The 16,659-nt window shown below is 70.9% G+C and carries 13 protein-coding genes; 2 read left to right on the plus strand and 11 right to left on the minus strand.

The features are described from left to right. Window positions 1–32: 32 nt before the first annotated feature. The 9 genes from G3I60_RS06200 to G3I60_RS06240 all read right to left on the minus strand — a co-directional run bounded on the left by G3I60_RS06200 (window position 33) and on the right by G3I60_RS06240 (window position 11,939). Window positions 33–1,019, minus strand: a complete 987-nt coding sequence (locus G3I60_RS06200; protein ID WP_164293919.1) for a hydroxyacid dehydrogenase — start codon at window positions 1,017–1,019, stop codon at window positions 33–35. A gap of 23 nt (window positions 1,020–1,042) precedes the next feature. Further along, window positions 1,043–1,813 (minus strand): carbohydrate ABC transporter permease, encoded by a 771-nt coding sequence (locus tag G3I60_RS06205; RefSeq protein WP_239069595.1) that lies wholly within the window; start codon window positions 1,811–1,813, stop codon window positions 1,043–1,045. A 182-nt stretch (window positions 1,814–1,995) separates the two neighbouring features. Further along, on the minus strand, window positions 1,996–2,922 hold the full coding sequence (locus G3I60_RS06210; RefSeq protein ID WP_269288327.1) for a carbohydrate ABC transporter permease: 927 nt from the start codon (window positions 2,920–2,922) through the stop codon (window positions 1,996–1,998). Window positions 2,923–3,042: 120 nt separating this feature from the next. After that, window positions 3,043–4,371, minus strand: a complete 1,329-nt coding sequence (locus tag G3I60_RS06215; RefSeq protein WP_164293921.1) for a sugar ABC transporter substrate-binding protein — start codon at window positions 4,369–4,371, stop codon at window positions 3,043–3,045. Window positions 4,372–4,500: 129 nt separating this feature from the next. Continuing rightward, window positions 4,501–5,637, minus strand: a complete 1,137-nt coding sequence (locus tag G3I60_RS06220) for a substrate-binding domain-containing protein (RefSeq protein ID WP_164606765.1) — start codon at window positions 5,635–5,637, stop codon at window positions 4,501–4,503. Between the two features lie 159 nt (window positions 5,638–5,796). Next, complete coding sequence (locus G3I60_RS06225; RefSeq protein ID WP_232485138.1) at window positions 5,797–6,372, minus strand: DUF5825 family protein; 576 nt, start codon at window positions 6,370–6,372, stop codon at window positions 5,797–5,799. A 178-nt stretch (window positions 6,373–6,550) separates the two neighbouring features. Continuing rightward, window positions 6,551–8,458 (minus strand): RiPP maturation radical SAM C-methyltransferase, encoded by a 1,908-nt coding sequence (locus G3I60_RS06230; protein ID WP_164293923.1) that lies wholly within the window; start codon window positions 8,456–8,458, stop codon window positions 6,551–6,553. 239 nt (window positions 8,459–8,697) lie between these two features. Beyond that, entirely contained in the window at window positions 8,698–10,611 is a 1,914-nt protein-coding gene (locus G3I60_RS06235; protein WP_164293924.1) for an alpha/beta fold hydrolase, read from the minus strand. After that, window positions 10,608–11,939: an MFS transporter gene (locus tag G3I60_RS06240; protein WP_164606767.1), complete on the minus strand. Its 1,332-nt coding sequence runs from the start codon at window positions 11,937–11,939 to the stop codon at window positions 10,608–10,610. The genes G3I60_RS06235 and G3I60_RS06240 overlap by 4 nt, the downstream gene beginning before the upstream one ends. 478 nt (window positions 11,940–12,417) lie before the next feature. Here G3I60_RS06240 and G3I60_RS06245 point away from each other — a divergent pair, with 478 nt between their 5' ends. Both G3I60_RS06245 and glpK read left to right on the plus strand, forming a co-directional pair. Continuing rightward, the gene (locus tag G3I60_RS06245; RefSeq protein ID WP_164293926.1) at window positions 12,418–13,260 is read left to right on the plus strand and encodes an MIP/aquaporin family protein; all 843 of its coding nucleotides are present in this window, start codon (window positions 12,418–12,420) and stop codon (window positions 13,258–13,260) included. 105 nt (window positions 13,261–13,365) lie between these two features. Continuing rightward, on the plus strand, window positions 13,366–14,880 hold the full coding sequence (gene glpK, locus G3I60_RS06250; protein WP_164293927.1) for a glycerol kinase GlpK: 1,515 nt from the start codon (window positions 13,366–13,368) through the stop codon (window positions 14,878–14,880). A 33-nt stretch (window positions 14,881–14,913) separates the two neighbouring features. Here the strand turns inward: glpK and G3I60_RS06255 are convergent, their stop codons facing one another. Beyond that, entirely contained in the window at window positions 14,914–16,140 is a 1,227-nt protein-coding gene (locus tag G3I60_RS06255; protein ID WP_164606770.1) for an aromatic acid exporter family protein, read from the minus strand. A gap of 208 nt (window positions 16,141–16,348) precedes the next feature. Then, complete coding sequence (locus tag G3I60_RS06260) at window positions 16,349–16,606, minus strand: hypothetical protein (RefSeq protein WP_164293929.1); 258 nt, start codon at window positions 16,604–16,606, stop codon at window positions 16,349–16,351. Between the last annotated feature and the right edge of the window lie 53 nt (window positions 16,607–16,659).

Genomic DNA, 16,659 nt, shown 5'->3' on the forward strand with positions numbered 1-16,659 from the left:
CGTACGTGGCCGGTGGTGGCGGACGAGACGGATCAGGCGGAGTGCACGAGTGCGGCGGCGTGCACCGGGTGCGCGAAGGGCAACCCCCGCGCGTACCGCTCCAGTTCATCGATGGCCGTGTCGGCGAGCCGCCGCAGTTCGCCGCCCAGCGAGCCGGCCATGTGCGGGGTCAGCAGGACGTTCGGCAGGTCGTAGAGCGGGGAGCCCGCCGGGAGGACGTCGGGGACGGTGATGTCCAGGACCGCGTGCAGGCGGCCGGAGACGAGTTCGGCCGTGAGCGCCTGGGTGTCGACGAGCGAACCGCGTGCGGTGTTGACGAGCGTGGCGCCGTCCCGCATCAGGGCGATCCTGGTGGCGTCGAACAGGTCCCGGGTCTCGGGCAGTTCGGGGGCGTGGATGGTGACCACGTCGCTGCGCCGCACCAGGTCGTCGAGCTCGACCGGGGTCGCGCCCAGAAGGGCCGCTTCCGACGGTTCGAGATACGGGTCGTGGACGAGGACGGTGAGATCGAACGGCCGCAGGAGTTCGATGACGCGGCGGCCGACGGCGGAAGCGCCGACCACGCCGATGGTGCGGCGGTAGTTGCCGACCGTCGGAAAATGTTCGAGCAACCGGACCCGGTCGCGGGTACGCCGGTAGGCCTCGGCGCCCGCCAGGACGCGCTTGTTGGCGAACAGGACGGCGGCGAGCGTGTACTCGGCGACCGGCAGCGCGTTGGCGGCCGCGGCCGTGGACACCGTGATGCCGCGCTCCCAGGCCGCCTCCGTCATATGGCCCTTGACGGAGCCGGCCGCGTGCACGACGGCGCGCAGCCGGGGCATCCCGGCGAGCGCCTGCCGCGTCAGGGGCGGGCAGCCCCAGCCGGTGAACAGCACTTCCGCTTCGCTCAGGGCCCTGGTCAGCGCGGTGTCACGGGGGCTGAAGTCGACGGCCAGCAGGCCGGTGTCGATCTGCACGGTGCGTTCCAGCCGGCGCAGCGCGGCCGGGTCGAGGACGGAGTCCCGGGTCTCGGCGCTCATGGCCAGGACGGTGCGGGGACGGTTCACTTGACGGCTCCGGCGGTGAGGCCGGAGCGCCAGAAGCGCTGCAGGCCGATGAAGACGGCGATCAGAGGCACTACGGCGACGAGGGCTCCGGTGATCGCCAGGCTGTAGTACTCGGGGTTGTTCACGACGACGGTGTTCCAGTTGTAGATGCCCAGGCCGACCGGGTAGAGGTGCTGGTCGTTGAGCATCATCAGCGGCAGGTAGAAGCTGTTCCAGCTGCCGGTGAACGAGAACAGGAAGATGGTCATGAAGCCCGGCGCCAGCATGGGCAGCGAGACGGTACGGAACGTCTTCAGCTCGCTCGCGCCGTCCATCCGGGCCGCTTCCAGCACCTCGTTCGGGATGTAGCCCTCGGAGAAGACCCGGGCCAGATAGACCCCGAACGGGTTGACCAGGGACGGGATCAGCACCGCCCAGTAGGTGTTGACCAGGCCGGCCTCGGAGGCGAGCAGGTACATGGGCAGCGAGATGACGGTGCCGGGTACGAGGATGCCCGCCAGGACGACACCGAAGAGCTTGTCCTTGCCCGCGAAGTGGTACTTGTCGAAGGCGTATCCGGCGGCCACGCAGATGAGGGTCGAGACGAGCGAGCCCACGAGCGAGTACAGCAGGCTGTTGAGCAGCCAGCGGCCGTAGATGCCGCCGTCGGCGGTGAACACGGCCCGGAGGTTGTCGAAGAGGTGGAACGCGCCGAGGGTGAAGCCGCCGGTGCCGAACAGATCGCCGTGGTTTTTGGTCGCCGCGATCAGCAGCCAGGCCAGCGGCATCAGGGTGTAGAGGGCGGCGACGGCGAGCAGGCCGTTGACTGCCGCCCGGGACAGCAGGGCGCCGGTGGGGCGCCGGCGCCGGGAGCGTCCGGTGGGGCGGTGGTCCGGCCCGGGTGCTTCGCGAACGGGGGTGGCCGGAAGCGTGCCGGGGACGGCCTGGCGGCCGTCGAGATCAAGGGTGTTCATGCCGTCTTCCCCCGGTTTCCGATCCTGGTGACGATGAAGGAGAGTGCGGCGGCGGCCAGGGCCAGCAGCAGCGAGGACGCGGCGGCCAGACCGTAGTCATGGCGTTCGAAGGCGGCTTTGAAGATGTACATCGTCGGTGACCAGGTCGAGCCGAGGGAGGAGGCCCGACTGGAGAGGATCTTGGGCTCGTTGAAGAGCTGGACCGCGCCGACGCAGGTGAACAGCAGTGTCAGCACCACGGACGAGCGGATCACCGGCACCTTGATCTGCCAGGCGATCCGCAGTTCGCCCGCCCCGTCGACCACCGCCGCCTCCAGCGTCTCGCGCGGGACGGCCTGCAGCGCGGCGTAGAAGATGACCATGTTGTAGCCGATCCACTGCCACACCGCGATATTGATCATCGAGGAGAGCGCGTGGTCGGCTGAGAAGAAGGCCCAGTTGCCGCCGAGGCTCTCGATCCAGCCGGTGACCGGGCTGAGGCCCGGCGTGTAGAGGTAGATCCAGATGATCGCCGCGATCATGCTGGGCACCGCGTGCGGCAGGAAGAGGGCGAGCTGCAGGAAGCGCTTCGCCCTGCTGAGGGCGGAGTCCAGGAGCAGCGCGAGGACGAGCGCGCCGCCGATCATCACCGGGATGTAGGCGACGCAGTACACGGCGATGTGCAGGAACGAGGTACGGAACGCCGGGTCGGACAGGGCTCTGGAGTAGTTGCCCAGGCCCGAGAAGACGCGTTCGGTGCCGCCGAAGCCGAGACCGGAGGAGCGTTCCTGGAACAGGCTCATCCACACCGCGTAGCCGATGGGCGCCACCATCACGAGGCCGAACAGGGCGAAGAACGGGACCAGGAGCACGGTCACGGCGCCGCGTTGGCCCGGTCGGGCGGCGGCGCGGCGGCGCGGGGTCCGGGCGAGTGGTACTGCCACGGGGGACTCCTTGGGAGCGGGGTCGTGGGGAGTGGGGCCCGCCGGGCACGTCAGCGCGTGCCCGGCGGGTGGCCGGAGACCGGACGACGGGGCCGGCGGGCGGTCCCGCCGGCCCGGCGGTCACTTGACCAGGTTCAGCCCGCGCTCCTTGATGCCCTTCTCGGCGGACGCCTGACCTGCCGTCAGTCCCTGAGTCAGGTTTCCCTTGGCCGCCGCGTCGGTGATGGCGGTGTTGGTCGCGATCTGCACGGGGCCGAACGTCCAGCCCGGGACGATGGTGTCGACCTGCGCACCGGCGATCTTGTAGACGTCGAAGCCCGCGTAGTAGGCCCCGCCCTTGAACGCCTTCGCGGCCACGTCACGCATCTCGACGTTGGCGGGCAGGGCGCTGCTCGGCGAGGTCAGCGAGCTGAGGCGGGCGGTGACGGCGGCGGCGTCCGTGGTGACCCACCGGGAGAACTCGGCCGCTTCCTTGACGTGCTTGCTGCCCTTCGGCACGGCGTACGTGGTGCCGCCGTAGCCGCCGCTGGCGGGCTTCCCGTCCCAGGTGGGCAGCGGGGCGATCCCCCACTTGCCGCTCAGCTTCGGCATCGCGACGGTCATGCCGCCCGCGCTCCAGGAGGCACCGAGGAAGCTGGCGACGGTGCCGGAGGTCCTGGCCTTGGTCTCGTCCTCGCTGCCGGCCGGGATGGAGTTGACGACGCCGCTGTCGACGAGTCCCTGCCAGTAGGAGGCGACCTTCTGGGACGCGGCGTCGTTGATGCCGACCTTCCAGGCGTCGCCCTCGGTGCTGAACCACTTGCCGCCGCCCTGCCAGGCGAGGGCCGCGAGCAGCACGGCGTCGTTGTCGGGCCAGGACGCGATGTGCACGTTCTTGTCGGCCTGCTGGAGCTTCTCGCCGGCGTTCTTGAACTCTGCCCAGGTCTTGGGGACGGCTATGCCGTACTTCTGGAACAGGTCCGTGCGGTAGTAGTACAGCTGGGGCGCGACGTCGTAGGGCACGGCCCAGGTCTTGCCGCCGAAGGTCACCAGGTCCTGGATGGAGGCCGGGAACTTCTGCTTGACGGTGTCGCCGGCCTGCTCGGTCAGGTCCTCGAGCAGTCCCTGGCTGGCGAACTCCGGAAGCTGGGTGTACTCGATCCCCGCCACGTCGGGGGCGTTGCCGGCCTTGACCGCGTTGGTGATCTTGGAGTATCCGTCCGGACCCCCGGCGATCTCCGAGTACCTGACCTGGATGTCCTTGTGGGTCTTGTTGAACGCGTCGACGGTCGCCTGGGCCCCCTTGGCCCACCCCCAGTACGTCAGGGTGACCGGCTTGGCGTCCGGCGCGGCGCCGCCGGCCGCGGCCTTGTCCCCACCGCAGGCGGTGGTGGCCAGCGCGAGGGAGGCCACAACGGCCGCGAGCGCGAGACGGGTCGTACGGGAGGTGGGCTGGGAGATGGGCTTCATTGCGCGTGCTCCTACGGTGACCCCGACAGATGAGGTGAATGCAGGCCATCATTTGCGCAACATCGATCGCCGTCAAGAGCGAATGAGTGATTCGATCGTCTAGATCGAATATCGATCAGATAACTGCGATCACTCGCTCAGCGTGCTACCGGCCGCCGCACCGCAGGACTGCCGTACCCGCAGCTCCGGCAGCAGCTCCACATGCCGGCGCGGCTGCGCCGGGGTCCCCTGGGAGTGCTCCGCGAGCCGGTCGAGCAGCAGGTCGGCGGCGAGCGCCCCGACCACGCGCTTCGGCGGGGCGACCGCCGTCAGCGGCAGATCCGCGAGACCCGCGACCTCGTCGTCGTACGCGATCAGGGCCAGGTCCTCGGGCACCCGCACACCGCGCGCCTGCAGCCGTGGGATGAGCACGATGGCGTCCGCGTCGCTGTGCACCAGCGCCGCCGTCACCCCGTGCTTGCCGACCGCGTCGCACAGGTACTCCAACGTCCGGTCGAACCGGTCGGACTCGTCGCGCGACGGCTCGAGTTCCAGCGGCGACCGGGGGGCCGGGTCGAGTCCCAGCGCCTCGACCGCGGCCGCGTGCCCGATGGCCAACTGCACGGCGGTCGGGCTCTCCTGGGCGGCCAGCGCGACCGTACGGTGCCCGAGCGAGGCCAGATGGCGCACGGCGAGCGCGGCGCCGTGCGCGTGGTCGGTACGCACCCGGTCCAGCGCCGCCGCCGGACTGCCGAGCGGCGCCCAGCGCTCCACCAGCACGGCGGGGACGCCCTGCTGCGCGATCCACTCCTCCTGGCCGGGCTCCGGCACGCCGTGCCCCCAGCTCGGGGTGAGCAGCAGCCCGTCGGCGCCTGTCGACAGCAGCCGCGCGGCCTGCGCGCGGTCCTCGTGCGGCAGGTACTGCGACAGGCCGATGACCAGGCGCGCGCCGCGGGCGGCGGCGGCCTCGCGGGCGCCGGCGACGACGGCCGCGAAGTAGTAGTCGGTGGTGGGCACGACCATGCCGATCACGGGCCCCTGGCCGCCGCCGGCCGGGGCGGCGGGAGCGCTCGGCGCGGCCCGGTCGGCGGCCTGCGGATCGTGCGGCCAGACGACCGATCCGTGCAGCCTGCGCACCCGCCCCTGCTCGGCCAGCGTCTCCACGTCCCGGCGTAGCGTGACGGAGGAGACGCCCAGCTCGGCGGCCAGGTCGGCGACCCGGATACTGCCCCGTTCGCGGACGAGCTTCAGCACCAGTTCATGACGCTGGTCGACGTGCATCCGCATTGGATTCCCCCTGGTCGCGGCAGCAATGGCCGGCCGTGTGCGATCCGCTCACGACACTGACCGCACTCTACGCCTCTATCATATCGATCGCTTTTCGATCGTTACGATCGATCGCCTGCGCAGGAGGCCGCCACGACACCAGCTGAAGGAGAGCGGAGCTCACACCACCATCGCTGTGTGGATCCAGCGCTGGATCCGGTACGGCAGCCACCACGCCAGCTCGCCGACCTCACCGATCAGCCGCTCCTCGCGGAAGTCGGCCAGCACGTCCGCGGGAAGCTCCGCGGCCGGTGCGCCGTGCTCCAGCAGGGTGATCGCCCGGTGGTAGTGCGGCTCCTCGGCGGTGAAGCGGTGCAGTTCGCCCCAGCGCCGGTCGCGGATCTGCACGAAGCCGGGACCGTTGCGCCAGATGCACTTGCACAGGTAGTGCCCGTCGCGCCATTGGCGCACCACCTCCTCGGGGTCCGGCGGACCCTCCACCTCCAGGGGCGGGTGCAGATGGTTCAGCGGCAGCCAGGCCTCCGGATCCGGTCCGGTGCGCAGCCGCCAGTCGACGTAGACGGCGCGGGCGGTCAGATCGCGGATGAGGCACAGAGTACGGACGGTGTCCGCGGCCGCGGTGGGGTCGGTCAGATCGACGACGCCCGGCAGTTCGACCCGGCGCGCGCCCTGGTCCCACAGCTGCCGGACCGCCGCCGATCCGCCGCCCTGGACCTCCAGCCGTCCCAGCAGCATGCCGGGAAGCTCGCAGGCGGCCGGATCGTGGTCGCGCCAGGCGGTGATCGTCAGCGTGGCCGGTGGCCGGGTGGTGTCGGTGGTGATGCTCAACGGAGTCTCCTTCGCGTGCGCGGACGCTGGTGCTGTTGTGTGCGGGGCCGGTGCCGATCCGGCCACGAGAAGGTGCCGGGGCCGGTCACACCAGGGCCGGGGGCTGTACCTGCCGGACCTGGTGGGCGTAGCGCATGAAGTCCAGCCGCAGCATGTCCTCGTTGACCGCCGGCGGCGCCACGTGGACGTACTGGCCACCGTCGGTGAACACCACTCCCAGCCGGCGCCATTCGAGCAGCAGCTCCGCGACCGACGCCTCGGTGACCGCCACCCCCGGGTTACGGGCGGCGATCTTGCGGGTGAGGGCGGCCGGCGCGTGCGGCTGCTCCAGCAGCCGGAACGCGGACACCTGGACGGGGTCGGCGAGTTCGAGGGTGGTCCAGTCGAAGGCCCGCCGGCGGTTGACCAGGATGACGCGGTCACCGAGGTCCGCGTGGGTGAGACGGCTGCTGCGGTAGTTCGTCTTCCAGGCGGCAAGGGCGTCGTTGAGCGGCTTGACCGTCTCGTCGCCCACGCCGCGCGGCGGCACGTCGAAGACGTACGCCAGATCGAGCATCTCCGATTCCGGCAGGTCGTACGTCAGCCGGTAGGGCTCCGCGGGACGCAGTTCGGAGAAGCCCAGTTCGGGCTTGTTGAAGTAGGGGCTGAACCGTTCGATGGCGATCCGCGCCGACAGGTCGACCGGCGGGTTGAGGTGCTCGAGTGCCGGAATCTGGGCGATGACGTCGTCGTAGTCGGCGGCGGTCTCGCCGGGGAAGCCGTGCAGGTAGTTCCAGGAGATGGACAGCCCCACCGCGGCGCCGTCGCGCAGCATCCGCACGTTCTGGGTGCCGCTGACCCCCTTGTCCATCAGGTCGAGCACCCGGCTGTTGAGGCTCTCGATGCCGGGCTGCACATAGATCAGTCCGGCGTCGGCGAGGATCTGCAGCTGGTTGACGCGCATGTTGGACTTGATCTCGATGTGCATGCGCAGGTCGTAGTCGCTCTCGATGATGCGCGGCAGGACGGTGCTGAGGTAGCCCATGTCGAGGATGTTGTCGACGACGTACATGTCCAGCACCTTGTGCTTCTCTGCGAGGCCGATGATCTCCTCGTAGAAGGTGTCCGGGCTCTTGCTGCGGAACTGCATCGACGAGCCGTTGAGGCCGCAGAACGTGCAGTGGTGCTTCTCGCCCCACCAGCAGCCGCGGGCGCCCTCGACCACCAGCTTGGGCTCCACCCAGGACCGGGCCTTCGACGCGGCCAGCCGCTCGAAGTAGCCGGTGTAGTCGGGCGGCAGGATGGCGGCCGGCGGCATCGGCACGGTGCTCATCGGGTTGGCCACGCTCCGCCCGTCCACCCGGTGGCACAGACCGGGGACCTTCGTCAGGTCGGTGTCCTCCTGGAGCGCGGTCAGGAGCGCGGGGAACGTCTGCTCGCCCTCGCCGCGGATCACGAAGTCGACGAACGGGAAGTTCCGGTGCACCGACTCGCCCTGCGCGCCGTCGCAGTTGGCGCCGCCCATGACGATGCGGATGTGCGGGGCCATGCGCTTGACGTACTTGGCCGCGGCCAGCGCCGCGGTGTTCTGCTGGAACGTCGAGGTGAAGCCGACGACGTCGGGCTCGGCCGCCACGATCCGGTCGGCCATCAGCTGGACGAACTCGGCCGCGTCCTCGTGCAGTTCGAGGGTCATGGCCATGCGCTCCTTGCGCAGCCGGCCCTTCATCGCCTCGGTGAACTCGGCGACCCGCCACTGCGGGTCCTCGTACAGGGCGGCGGAGAAGACCCAGTCGCCGCATCCCATGAAGTAGGAGGAGAGCGAGAAGTACTCGTAGTCCTCCAGCGTGAACTCCCGCCGTCGGGTGATCCAGTCCACGTATTCGAGGTTGGCGTGCAACACCTCCGCACTCGCTCCGGGGGTCTTCTCGTCGACGCTGCGCTTGAGGATGCCCAGCGCGAGCGACGGAAGGTCGATGGGGGACCAGGGCATGTTCACCAGGAGTACGCGCACGGCTTCTTCTCTTCCTCGTCGCACAGGGGTTCAGCACAGGGATTCGGTAACGGGGTGCATCGGGTGGTGCGGAGTGGGCCGGCCCGGCGGCTTGAGCCGGGCCGGCCTCCGGACTCAGCTGTTCTCCGGCTCGTCGGCGTTACGGAAGGGGATCCTGATGACCACCCCCACGCCCGGCTTCCGGTTCTCCGCCTCGTCCTCGAGCGGATCGTTGTGGATGACGTCCTTCTGCATGGTGGCTACCTCCTCTCTGCGTTCCGGCGGGTGGGACCGGCGGGTTCGGCCGCCGGTCCCCTGGCCCCCACCCCTGACGGGGCGGGGAGCTCTTCGTACGCGGCGCGCTGCGGCCGGCGAGGGCCGCGCAGATGCCGGTCCAGGAAGACCAGCGCCCGGTGCAGCACCTGTACGTGGTCGCCGCCGTCATGCCCGTCATGACCGCTGTCCAGCCACAGCGCGTCGTGCCGGACGCCGGAGGCGCGCAGCGCCGCCAGATACGTCTCGACCTGTTCCGGCGGGCACTTGGCGTCCTGGGTCGCGGCGACCACCAGCAGCGGTGCCCGGACCGAGGCGGCGTAACTCGACGGGGACGAACGCGCGTAGATCTCGGGCACCTGCAGCGGGGTGCCGCCGAACAGCTCGGTGTCCAGGGCGCGCAGCGCCGGGGTGCCGGCCGCGAACGCCGTCGCGCAGTCGGCCAGCGGTTTGACCGCGACGGCCGCCTGCCACAGGTCGGGACGGGTGCCCAGCGCCAGCAGCACCAGGTAGCCGCCCCATGAGGTGCCCCACAGGCCGATCGCGTCCGCGCGGGCGATGCCGCGGCGCACCAGATCGGCGCGGACCAGCGCGAGATCGGCGACCTGAGTCAGTCCCACGCCCTGTCCGTACGCGGCCCGCCAGCGCGGTCCGTAGCCGGTGGAGCCGCGGTAGTTGACGCGGGCGACGGCGAAGCCGGACTCCACGAGCGAGTGCACGGCCGGGTCGTAGGCGTCCCGGTCGTGCGCGGCGGGGCCGCCGTGCACCAGGAAGACCAGCGGGTACGGTCCCGCCGTGCCGCTGGGCACGGTGAGCAGGGTGTGCACGGGGCCGTCGGGACCCGGGGTCCACACGTCGTCGGCGCGGCCGGCGATCGGCGGCGGTACCGCCTCGAGACCGGGCAGCGGCGCACCGAGCAGGGAGCGGGTGCGCGGCGGGGTGAGGGCGTCGGTCCACAGGTAGTGCACATCGCCGCCGGGCTGCGGGGCCGCGTCGAGCACGGTGCCCACGGGGACGGCGACGGGCGCCAGTTCACGCCGGTCGAGGTCCGCGGTGACCAGCCTGCTGCGGCCGTGCCGGTCCTGGCGGACCAGTACGGTGCGGCCCTGCGGGCACCAGCGGGCGGTGATCTCGGTGTCGAAGGAGCACCAGCGGTGCAGTTCGAGTCCGGTGTCGGCGCGCCAGGTGGCGATCACGTAGCGGCCGTCGCGCTCGGCGACGAGCAGCAGTTCGGGGGTGCTGCGCCCGGGGCGCAGTTCGGGGGTGCTGCGCCCGGGGGCGAAGCCAAGTGCCCACAGCCGGCCGTCGGTGCCCGGCAGGCTCTCCACCACAGCGCCGTCCGGTGTCAGCAGGGTGACCGCGTCCTTGCCTGCCGCGCCGCGCGCGACGGCCAGCAGGTCGCCCGCCGGGGCGAGATCGACCAGCAGGCCGTGACCGTCGGTGCGCAGCACCTCGCGTCCGGCGCCGCCCCGGGGGCCGAGGTGGACGCGCAGTCCGTGCTCGTCCCCGAGCCCGAGCGCGACGGTCCCGCTGTCGCTGACGGCCAGCCCGCAGGGGCGGCCAGGTCCGGTGCCGGTCAACCCCGGGGTGTCGGGACCGCCGGAGAAGGGCTGGATCCGCCAGGTGCCGCGGCCGTTCCGGTCCTCGTCGAACCACCAGATGACGGCATCGGCGTCGATGGCGTACAGCAGGGTGCCGTACGGGCGGTCGGTGACCTGGCGGGCGGCGCCGGTGGCGGCGTCCCACGCGAAGACCTCGCAGCGGCCGTCGACGTCCCCGGTGAGCACCATCAGACCGGGCGACCGCCGGCAGCCGGCGGGCAGCACGGGCCGGTAGACCTGGTAGCCCAGTCCGGAGTCCCGGCCGACGGGGGTGGCGGGGACGGCGGGCAGATCGCTCATGAGGGCTCACCGGCTTCCAGCGGCTGGGGACGGGACAGCAGGGCGGGGTCGTGGTTCGGGTCGGTGGCCGGGTCGTTGTCGGAGCCGGGTTCACGGTCGGGGTCGTGGTCCGAGGGCAGGAACCGGCGGGCCGCGGTCGCGGTGGCGTAGGCGGCGAGCACAGCCAGCCCGGCCGCGCAGAGCAGTGCCGTACGGGTGGACCCGAGGTGGTCGGTGAGCAGTCCGGCGGCGGCCGGGGCCAGCACGGAGGCGACTCCGCAGGCGGTGTCCAGCGTGGTGCCGACCCGGGACTGGAGCTGGTCGGGGGTCACCAGGACGGCCCGTGAGTGCAGGACGACCGCGACCGCCGGGACGGTCAGCGACACGGAGCCCAACAGCAGGCCGTAGACCCAGGCGTGGGTGGCGAAGGCCAGGCCGGCGGCGACCGGCACCATGGTCCAGGAGGCGGCGATCACGATCCGCGCGGCGGGGATCCGCCGTGCGAGCCGGGGCGCGGCGGCGGCGCCGACCAGCCCGGCGGCCCCGGACAGCGCGAGGACGAGACCGGTGGACGCGGTGCCGGAGCCCTGGCCGCGGATGCTGAACACCGCGCCGTAATACAGCGCTGTCAAGAGCCCGTTGACGCCTGCCGTCCACAGCAGCACAAATCGAAGAAACGATTCGTTGCGCACGAAACGTAATCCGGCCAGGAATTCTGCGGTAAAGCGCGGAGGCGAATCCTCCGATTTCTGGTGCGGATTGAGATCGGCTCGGATGGCCCGTACGCAGAGAGCGGAGAACACATAGGAAAGAGCGTCCATGAGAAACGGCAGCCAGCGGGCCAGCGGGAACAGCAGGCCGCCCAGCGCGGGGCCGGCCACCAGCGCGCCCTGCTCCCCCGCCTCCAGCCGCGCGATGGCACGCGGATAGTGGACCGGCGCCACCACGGTGACCAGCGTCCCGCGGGCGGCCGCCTCGTAGCACGCCGTGGCCACCCGCTCGACGAGCGCGGCCGAGCACAGAAGGGGCAGCGAGGGCCGGCCCCAGGCCGCGGCAGCGGCTATCGCACCCATCGCACCTGCCGCCACCAGCGCGGATCCCACCATCATCCCCCGTCGCCAGCGCCGGTCGGCCAGCACGGACGCGGGCGGCCCGGCCAGCAGCCCACCGATCGCGGAGACCGAGGCCAGGACGCCGACGGTGCCGGGCGACGAGCCGAGACCGAGCAGCAGCAGCGGGAGTACCAGGCCCGAGGCCTGGGTGCCGAGCGCGTCTGAGGTGCCCGCCGACCAGTACAGCCAGAAGTCCCGGGACTGGCTGCCGGGCGACGGGCGACGTGCAGCGGTCATGGCGAGGCCGTCCTACGTCCCGGGCGGAATACCCGCAGAGATGGGGAAAAGGGGAGTGTTTCCTCTCGAATCCCCGGAAGCGTAGCGAGGCGGATTCCGGCTCCGCAATATGAACATACGATCCATTACTTCGAGTTGACGTGCCATTGAGAAAGAATTGGCCACGATTCGACCGGTATTCGAGCACGACTCAAGTCCTCTCGGGCATTTTTCTGCGGACTTCTCTTCCCCGGTGGAACGGCCGCGCCCCGCCGCCCCTCCATGACCTCGGCCTTTGGCCGCCGCGGGGCGGCGGGAAGCGCCGCGTCACCCGTTCGGCAGCACGAGGGGCTCCCCGCGGTGCCGCCGGGCCGCTGTACCTGTCGAATGGGTCAGACGTGAGTCGGAAGCGGGTCCACCGACACGTCGTGACGCCGGCACATCGCAGTACCGGCACCGCGACGGGGAGCGGGCCCACGCGTCGGGAAGGGCTGGACCGATGGCCGATACGACAGATGCTCCCAAAGTGGTGGGCCGGCTGGCCTCGCACCGGCTGCTGGGCGAACTGCTCGCCGAGTTCCTCGGCACCCTGGTGCTCATCCTGTTCGGCGTGGGAGTGGTCGCCCAGGTCGTCGCCGCCGACCTGGGCGACCACGACAGCATCGCGTGGGCGTGGGGGTTCGGCGTCACCTTCGGTGTGTACGTCGCGGCACGGCTGTCGGGCGCGCATCTCAACCCGGCCGTGACCCTCGCGCTGGCCATCTTCCGCGGCTTCCCATGGGCGCGGGTCGCCCCGTACGCGCTGGCACAGACGGCGGGAGCCTTCACCGCCGCGCTGCTGGTGCGCTGGAACTCCTCCGAAGTCCTCGCCAAGGCGGACCCGGGTCACACCATCAAGACCCAGGGGGTGTTCTCCACCCTGCCCGGCAACGGTGTCTTCCCGATCAGCGAATGGGGCGCGCTCCGCGACCAGATCATCGGCACGGCCATCCTGCTGCTCGTCATCATGGCGCTGACCGATGTACTCAACACCGCTCCCAAGGCGAACCTGGGCCCCCTGCTGATCGGGTTCCTCGTGGTGGCGATCGGCATGGCCATCGGCACCGACGCCGGGTACGCGATCAACCCGGCCCGTGACTTCGGTCCGCGGCTGGCGAGCTACATCACCGGCTACAACAGCGCGTGGCGCGACCAGTACGGCGATCTCTACTTCTGGGTGCCCATCGTCGGCCCGCTCATCGGCGGCCCGATCGGCGCCGCCGTCTACCACTACGTCGTCAGACCGTTCCTGCCGGAGCACGCCGAACAGCCGGCGGGCAGCATCCTGCCCGAGGACGAGTGACCGCGGCCGTCTCCGACAGATACCCGGATCCCGTCCCCGGCCCGGAGCCGTCCCACCGGCCGTCCCGGCCGGCCGTCAGCAGCGATCACGCGTGGAGGAACCGACATGGCGGACTACGTCGCCGCGATCGACCAGGGCACGACGAGCACCCGTTTCATGATCTTCGATCATGGCGGTAACGAGGTCGGCCGCCATCAGCTGGAACACGAGCAGATCCTGCCCAAGGCCGGCTGGGTGGAGCACAGCCCGGTGGAGATCTGGGAGCGCACCCGCTCGGTCGTCGCCACCGCCATGAACAAGCACCATCTGGCGGCGAGCGACCTGGCCGCCCTCGGCATCACCAACCAGCGCGAGACGACGTTGGTGTGGAACCGGCACACCGGGCGGCCGTACTACAACGCCATCGTCTGGCAGGACACCCGCACCGACCGGATCGCCAGCGCCCTGGAGCGCGAAGGCAAGGGCGAGGTGATCCGCGCCAAGGCCGGGCTGCCGCCTGCCACCTACTTCGCCGCCGGCAAGGTCCAGTGGATCCTGGAGAACGTGGACGGGGTACGCGCGGACGCCGAGCGCGGCGACGCGCTCTTCGGCACGATGGACACCTGGGTGCTGTGGAACCTCACCGGCGGCCCGAGGGGCGGCGTGCACATCACGGACGTCACCAACGCCTCCCGCACCATGCTGATGGACCTGCGGACGCTGGCCTGGGACGACGAACTCCTGTCGTTCTTCTCCATCCCCCGCGCCATGCTCCCGGAGATCAAACCGTCCAGCGAACCGGCCGGGTACGGTCAGTCGCCCGACGTCAGCCCGCTGGCCGGCGTACCGATCAGCGGAATCCTCGGTGACCAGCAGGCCGCCACCGTGGGCCAGGTCTGCTTCGCGGAGGGCGAGGCGAAGAACACCTACGGCACCGGCAACTTCCTGCTCCTCAACACCGGCAACCGTCCGGTGCGCTCCCAGCACGGGCTGCTGACCACCGTCGCCTACCAATTCGCCGGCCAGGACCCGGTCTACGCGCTGGAGGGTTCGATCGCGGTGACCGGATCCGCGGTGCAGTGGCTCCGGGACCAGTTGCACATCATCGGTGACGCGGCGGCCAGTGAGACGCTGGCCCGCCGTGTCGAGGACTCGGCGGGCGTCTACTTCGTGCCCGCGTTCTCCGGCCTGTTCGCGCCGTACTGGCGCTCCGACGCGCGCGGCGCCATCGTCGGTCTGGCCCGCTTCCACAACGACGCGCACATCGCGCGGGCCACCCTGGAGGCGATCTGCTACCAGAGCCGCGACGTCGTCGAGGCCATGGCCAAGGACTCCGGTGTCGACCTGGCCGTACTGAAGGTCGACGGCGGCGTCACCGCCAACAGCCTGTGCATGCAGACCCAGGCGGACGTACTGGGCGTGCCCGTGATCCGTCCGCAGGTCGCCGAGACCACGGCGCTGGGCGCGGCCTACGCGGCCGGCCTGGCCGTGGGCTTCTGGCGCGACACCGACGAGCTGCGGGCCAACTGGAACCAGGCCCACCGCTGGGATCCCGAATGGGACGAGGACCGCCGCGAGTCGGGCTACGCGGACTGGAAGCGCGCGGTGGAACGCACCCTGGACTGGGTCAAGGTCGACTGACCGCCCGACACCCCTGCGGGCTCCTGTCCGGCATCACGGATCGGCCCGGGAGAGGCGCGGACCCGAGCCCAGCAGGCGCCGCTTGAAGGCGTCCAGGCGCGGGAAGCGCTCGCGCTGCTCACGGGAGTAACGGTCGAGTTCCTCCACCAGCCGGACCGAGCGCTTCTCCACGTCCAGCTCGTCCAGGATCCGGTCGATCTCCGCCAGCAGCGCCCCGTGCAGCTGCCATTGGCGCGGGTGCTCGCGCACCTTGTCCAGCAGCAGGTGCGCCACCGTTTCGCGGTGCGCGCCGCTCTGCTCGAGCGCCCGGCTCAGCTCGTCCTCCGCCTCCTCCGCGTTCGCGCTGACCTGCGTGGTGATCAGCACGGCGAAGTTCTCGATGGCGATGGCCACATGGCGCAGCAGTTCGTTGAGCGCGACCGCCACGTCGGCGGGGAACAGCGCCTCTTCGGTGCGCTCCTTCGCCAGGTCCGTCAGCGTCCTGGTCAGGACCCGCAGCACCACGGCACAGATCTCCAGCGTGTCCAGGCCCGTCCGCAGGACGACCCGGGACAGCAGCCCCTCGCGGACCCGCGGGTTCCACCGCAGGCTCTCCTCCGCCTGCCGCAGGGAGGCGTCCACCTCGACGATGTCGTGGTCGAGACGGCGGGCCTCGTGCAGCCGGCCGGCGGCGCGCTCGACGGGGGTGTGCCCGGACAGCTCGGCGCCGATGTCGCGGAAGAGCCGGCCCATGCGGCGGGACAGCCCCTCGATGGACTCCCCCGCGGACTCCACCCAGACGGGTGGCGCGAACAGGAGGTTGAACAGCAGACCCACGCCGGCCCCGATCAGGGTCTCCAGGATGCGGTCCCACGCGGTGTTCGCCACCTGGCTGACACCCAGGACGAGCATGGCGCTGATCGCGACCTCGGGGACGAACTCATCCACCCGTACGAAGCGTCCGATGACCAGCGAGGTGAGGATCGTCAGGCCCAGAGTCCACCAGTTCAGCCCGACCAGGGAGCTGAAGGCGCTCGCGATGAGGACGCCGGCCACCACCGCGTTGACGCGGCGGATCCCCGTCGTCAGTGTGGCGTACAGGGTGACCTGGACGACGAGGAGCGCGGTCAGCGGCGCCGTCAGAGGGGCCGGTTGGGGGGTGAGCCACACCGCGGCCTGATAGGCGATGACCGCTGCCGCGGTGGAGCGCAGGGTCTGGGCGACGACCGGTTCGTTGGACCTCTGGACGAGTTTGACGACGGGATCAGGTACGACGGGCATCTCCCACCCCTTCCCGATCATGGAGGGCTCAGGCATCGGACCTGAGCCGGTGACCGGCACGGGGCTTCGGGCGGACCGGCGTGGGTGTGAAGTTACCCGCGCCGGTCCGGGCCGCGACGCATCCTCCTGGTGTCGCCGGCAGCGTCACCCGGTCGCCGACCGGGAGGAACAGGAGGACGGGGAGACGGCGCCCGAACTGCGGGTGCGCTCAGCTGACCAGTTCGTGGCCGGCCTTCACCGCGTCCTTGCCCGCCTTCACGGTGTCCTTGACCGCTCCCACCTTCCTGTCCAGCTTGTCTCCGACGACGCCCTGCGCCGCTTCCTTGGCCCGCTGGCCGGTGGTCGCGGCGGTCTGCGCCGTGCCACTCAGGGTTCCTCCGAAGTCAAGAGCCTGGGCACAGGGGGCGGCGGCGGCAAGAAGCGCGGAACTTGCGGCGGCGGCAGTGAGAAATCGACGAACGTTCATGATCGATGTAACGCGCGGGACGCCGAGAGGGCACGCAAACCATGAACAACCCA

Origin of the sequence: Streptomyces sp. SID13666 (assembly GCF_010548325.1) — a bacterium.
Classification (GTDB): Bacteria; Actinomycetota; Actinomycetes; order Streptomycetales; family Streptomycetaceae; genus Actinacidiphila; species Actinacidiphila fildesensis.

Coding starts and splice junctions, on each gene's coding strand:
- glpK (WP_164293927.1), top strand. CDS start 13,366: ATGGCGGACTACGTCGCCGCGATCGACCAGGGCACGACGAGCACCCGT.
- G3I60_RS06225 (WP_232485138.1), bottom strand. CDS start 6,372: ATGCTGCTGGGACGGCTGGAGGTCCAGGGCGGCGGATCGGCGGCGGTC.
- G3I60_RS06245 (WP_164293926.1), top strand. CDS start 12,418: ATGGCCGATACGACAGATGCTCCCAAAGTGGTGGGCCGGCTGGCCTCG.
- G3I60_RS06220 (WP_164606765.1), bottom strand. CDS start 5,637: ATGCGGATGCACGTCGACCAGCGTCATGAACTGGTGCTGAAGCTCGTC.
- G3I60_RS06255 (WP_164606770.1), bottom strand. CDS start 16,140: ATGCCCGTCGTACCTGATCCCGTCGTCAAACTCGTCCAGAGGTCCAAC.
- G3I60_RS06260 (WP_164293929.1), bottom strand. CDS start 16,606: ATGAACGTTCGTCGATTTCTCACTGCCGCCGCCGCAAGTTCCGCGCTT.
- G3I60_RS06240 (WP_164606767.1), bottom strand. CDS start 11,939: ATGACCGCTGCACGTCGCCCGTCGCCCGGCAGCCAGTCCCGGGACTTC.
- G3I60_RS06215 (WP_164293921.1), bottom strand. CDS start 4,371: ATGAAGCCCATCTCCCAGCCCACCTCCCGTACGACCCGTCTCGCGCTC.
- G3I60_RS06205 (WP_239069595.1), bottom strand. CDS start 1,813: ATGCCGCTGGCCTGGCTGCTGATCGCGGCGACCAAAAACCACGGCGAT.
- G3I60_RS06235 (WP_164293924.1), bottom strand. CDS start 10,611: ATGAGCGATCTGCCCGCCGTCCCCGCCACCCCCGTCGGCCGGGACTCC.
- G3I60_RS06200 (WP_164293919.1), bottom strand. CDS start 1,019: ATGAGCGCCGAGACCCGGGACTCCGTCCTCGACCCGGCCGCGCTGCGC.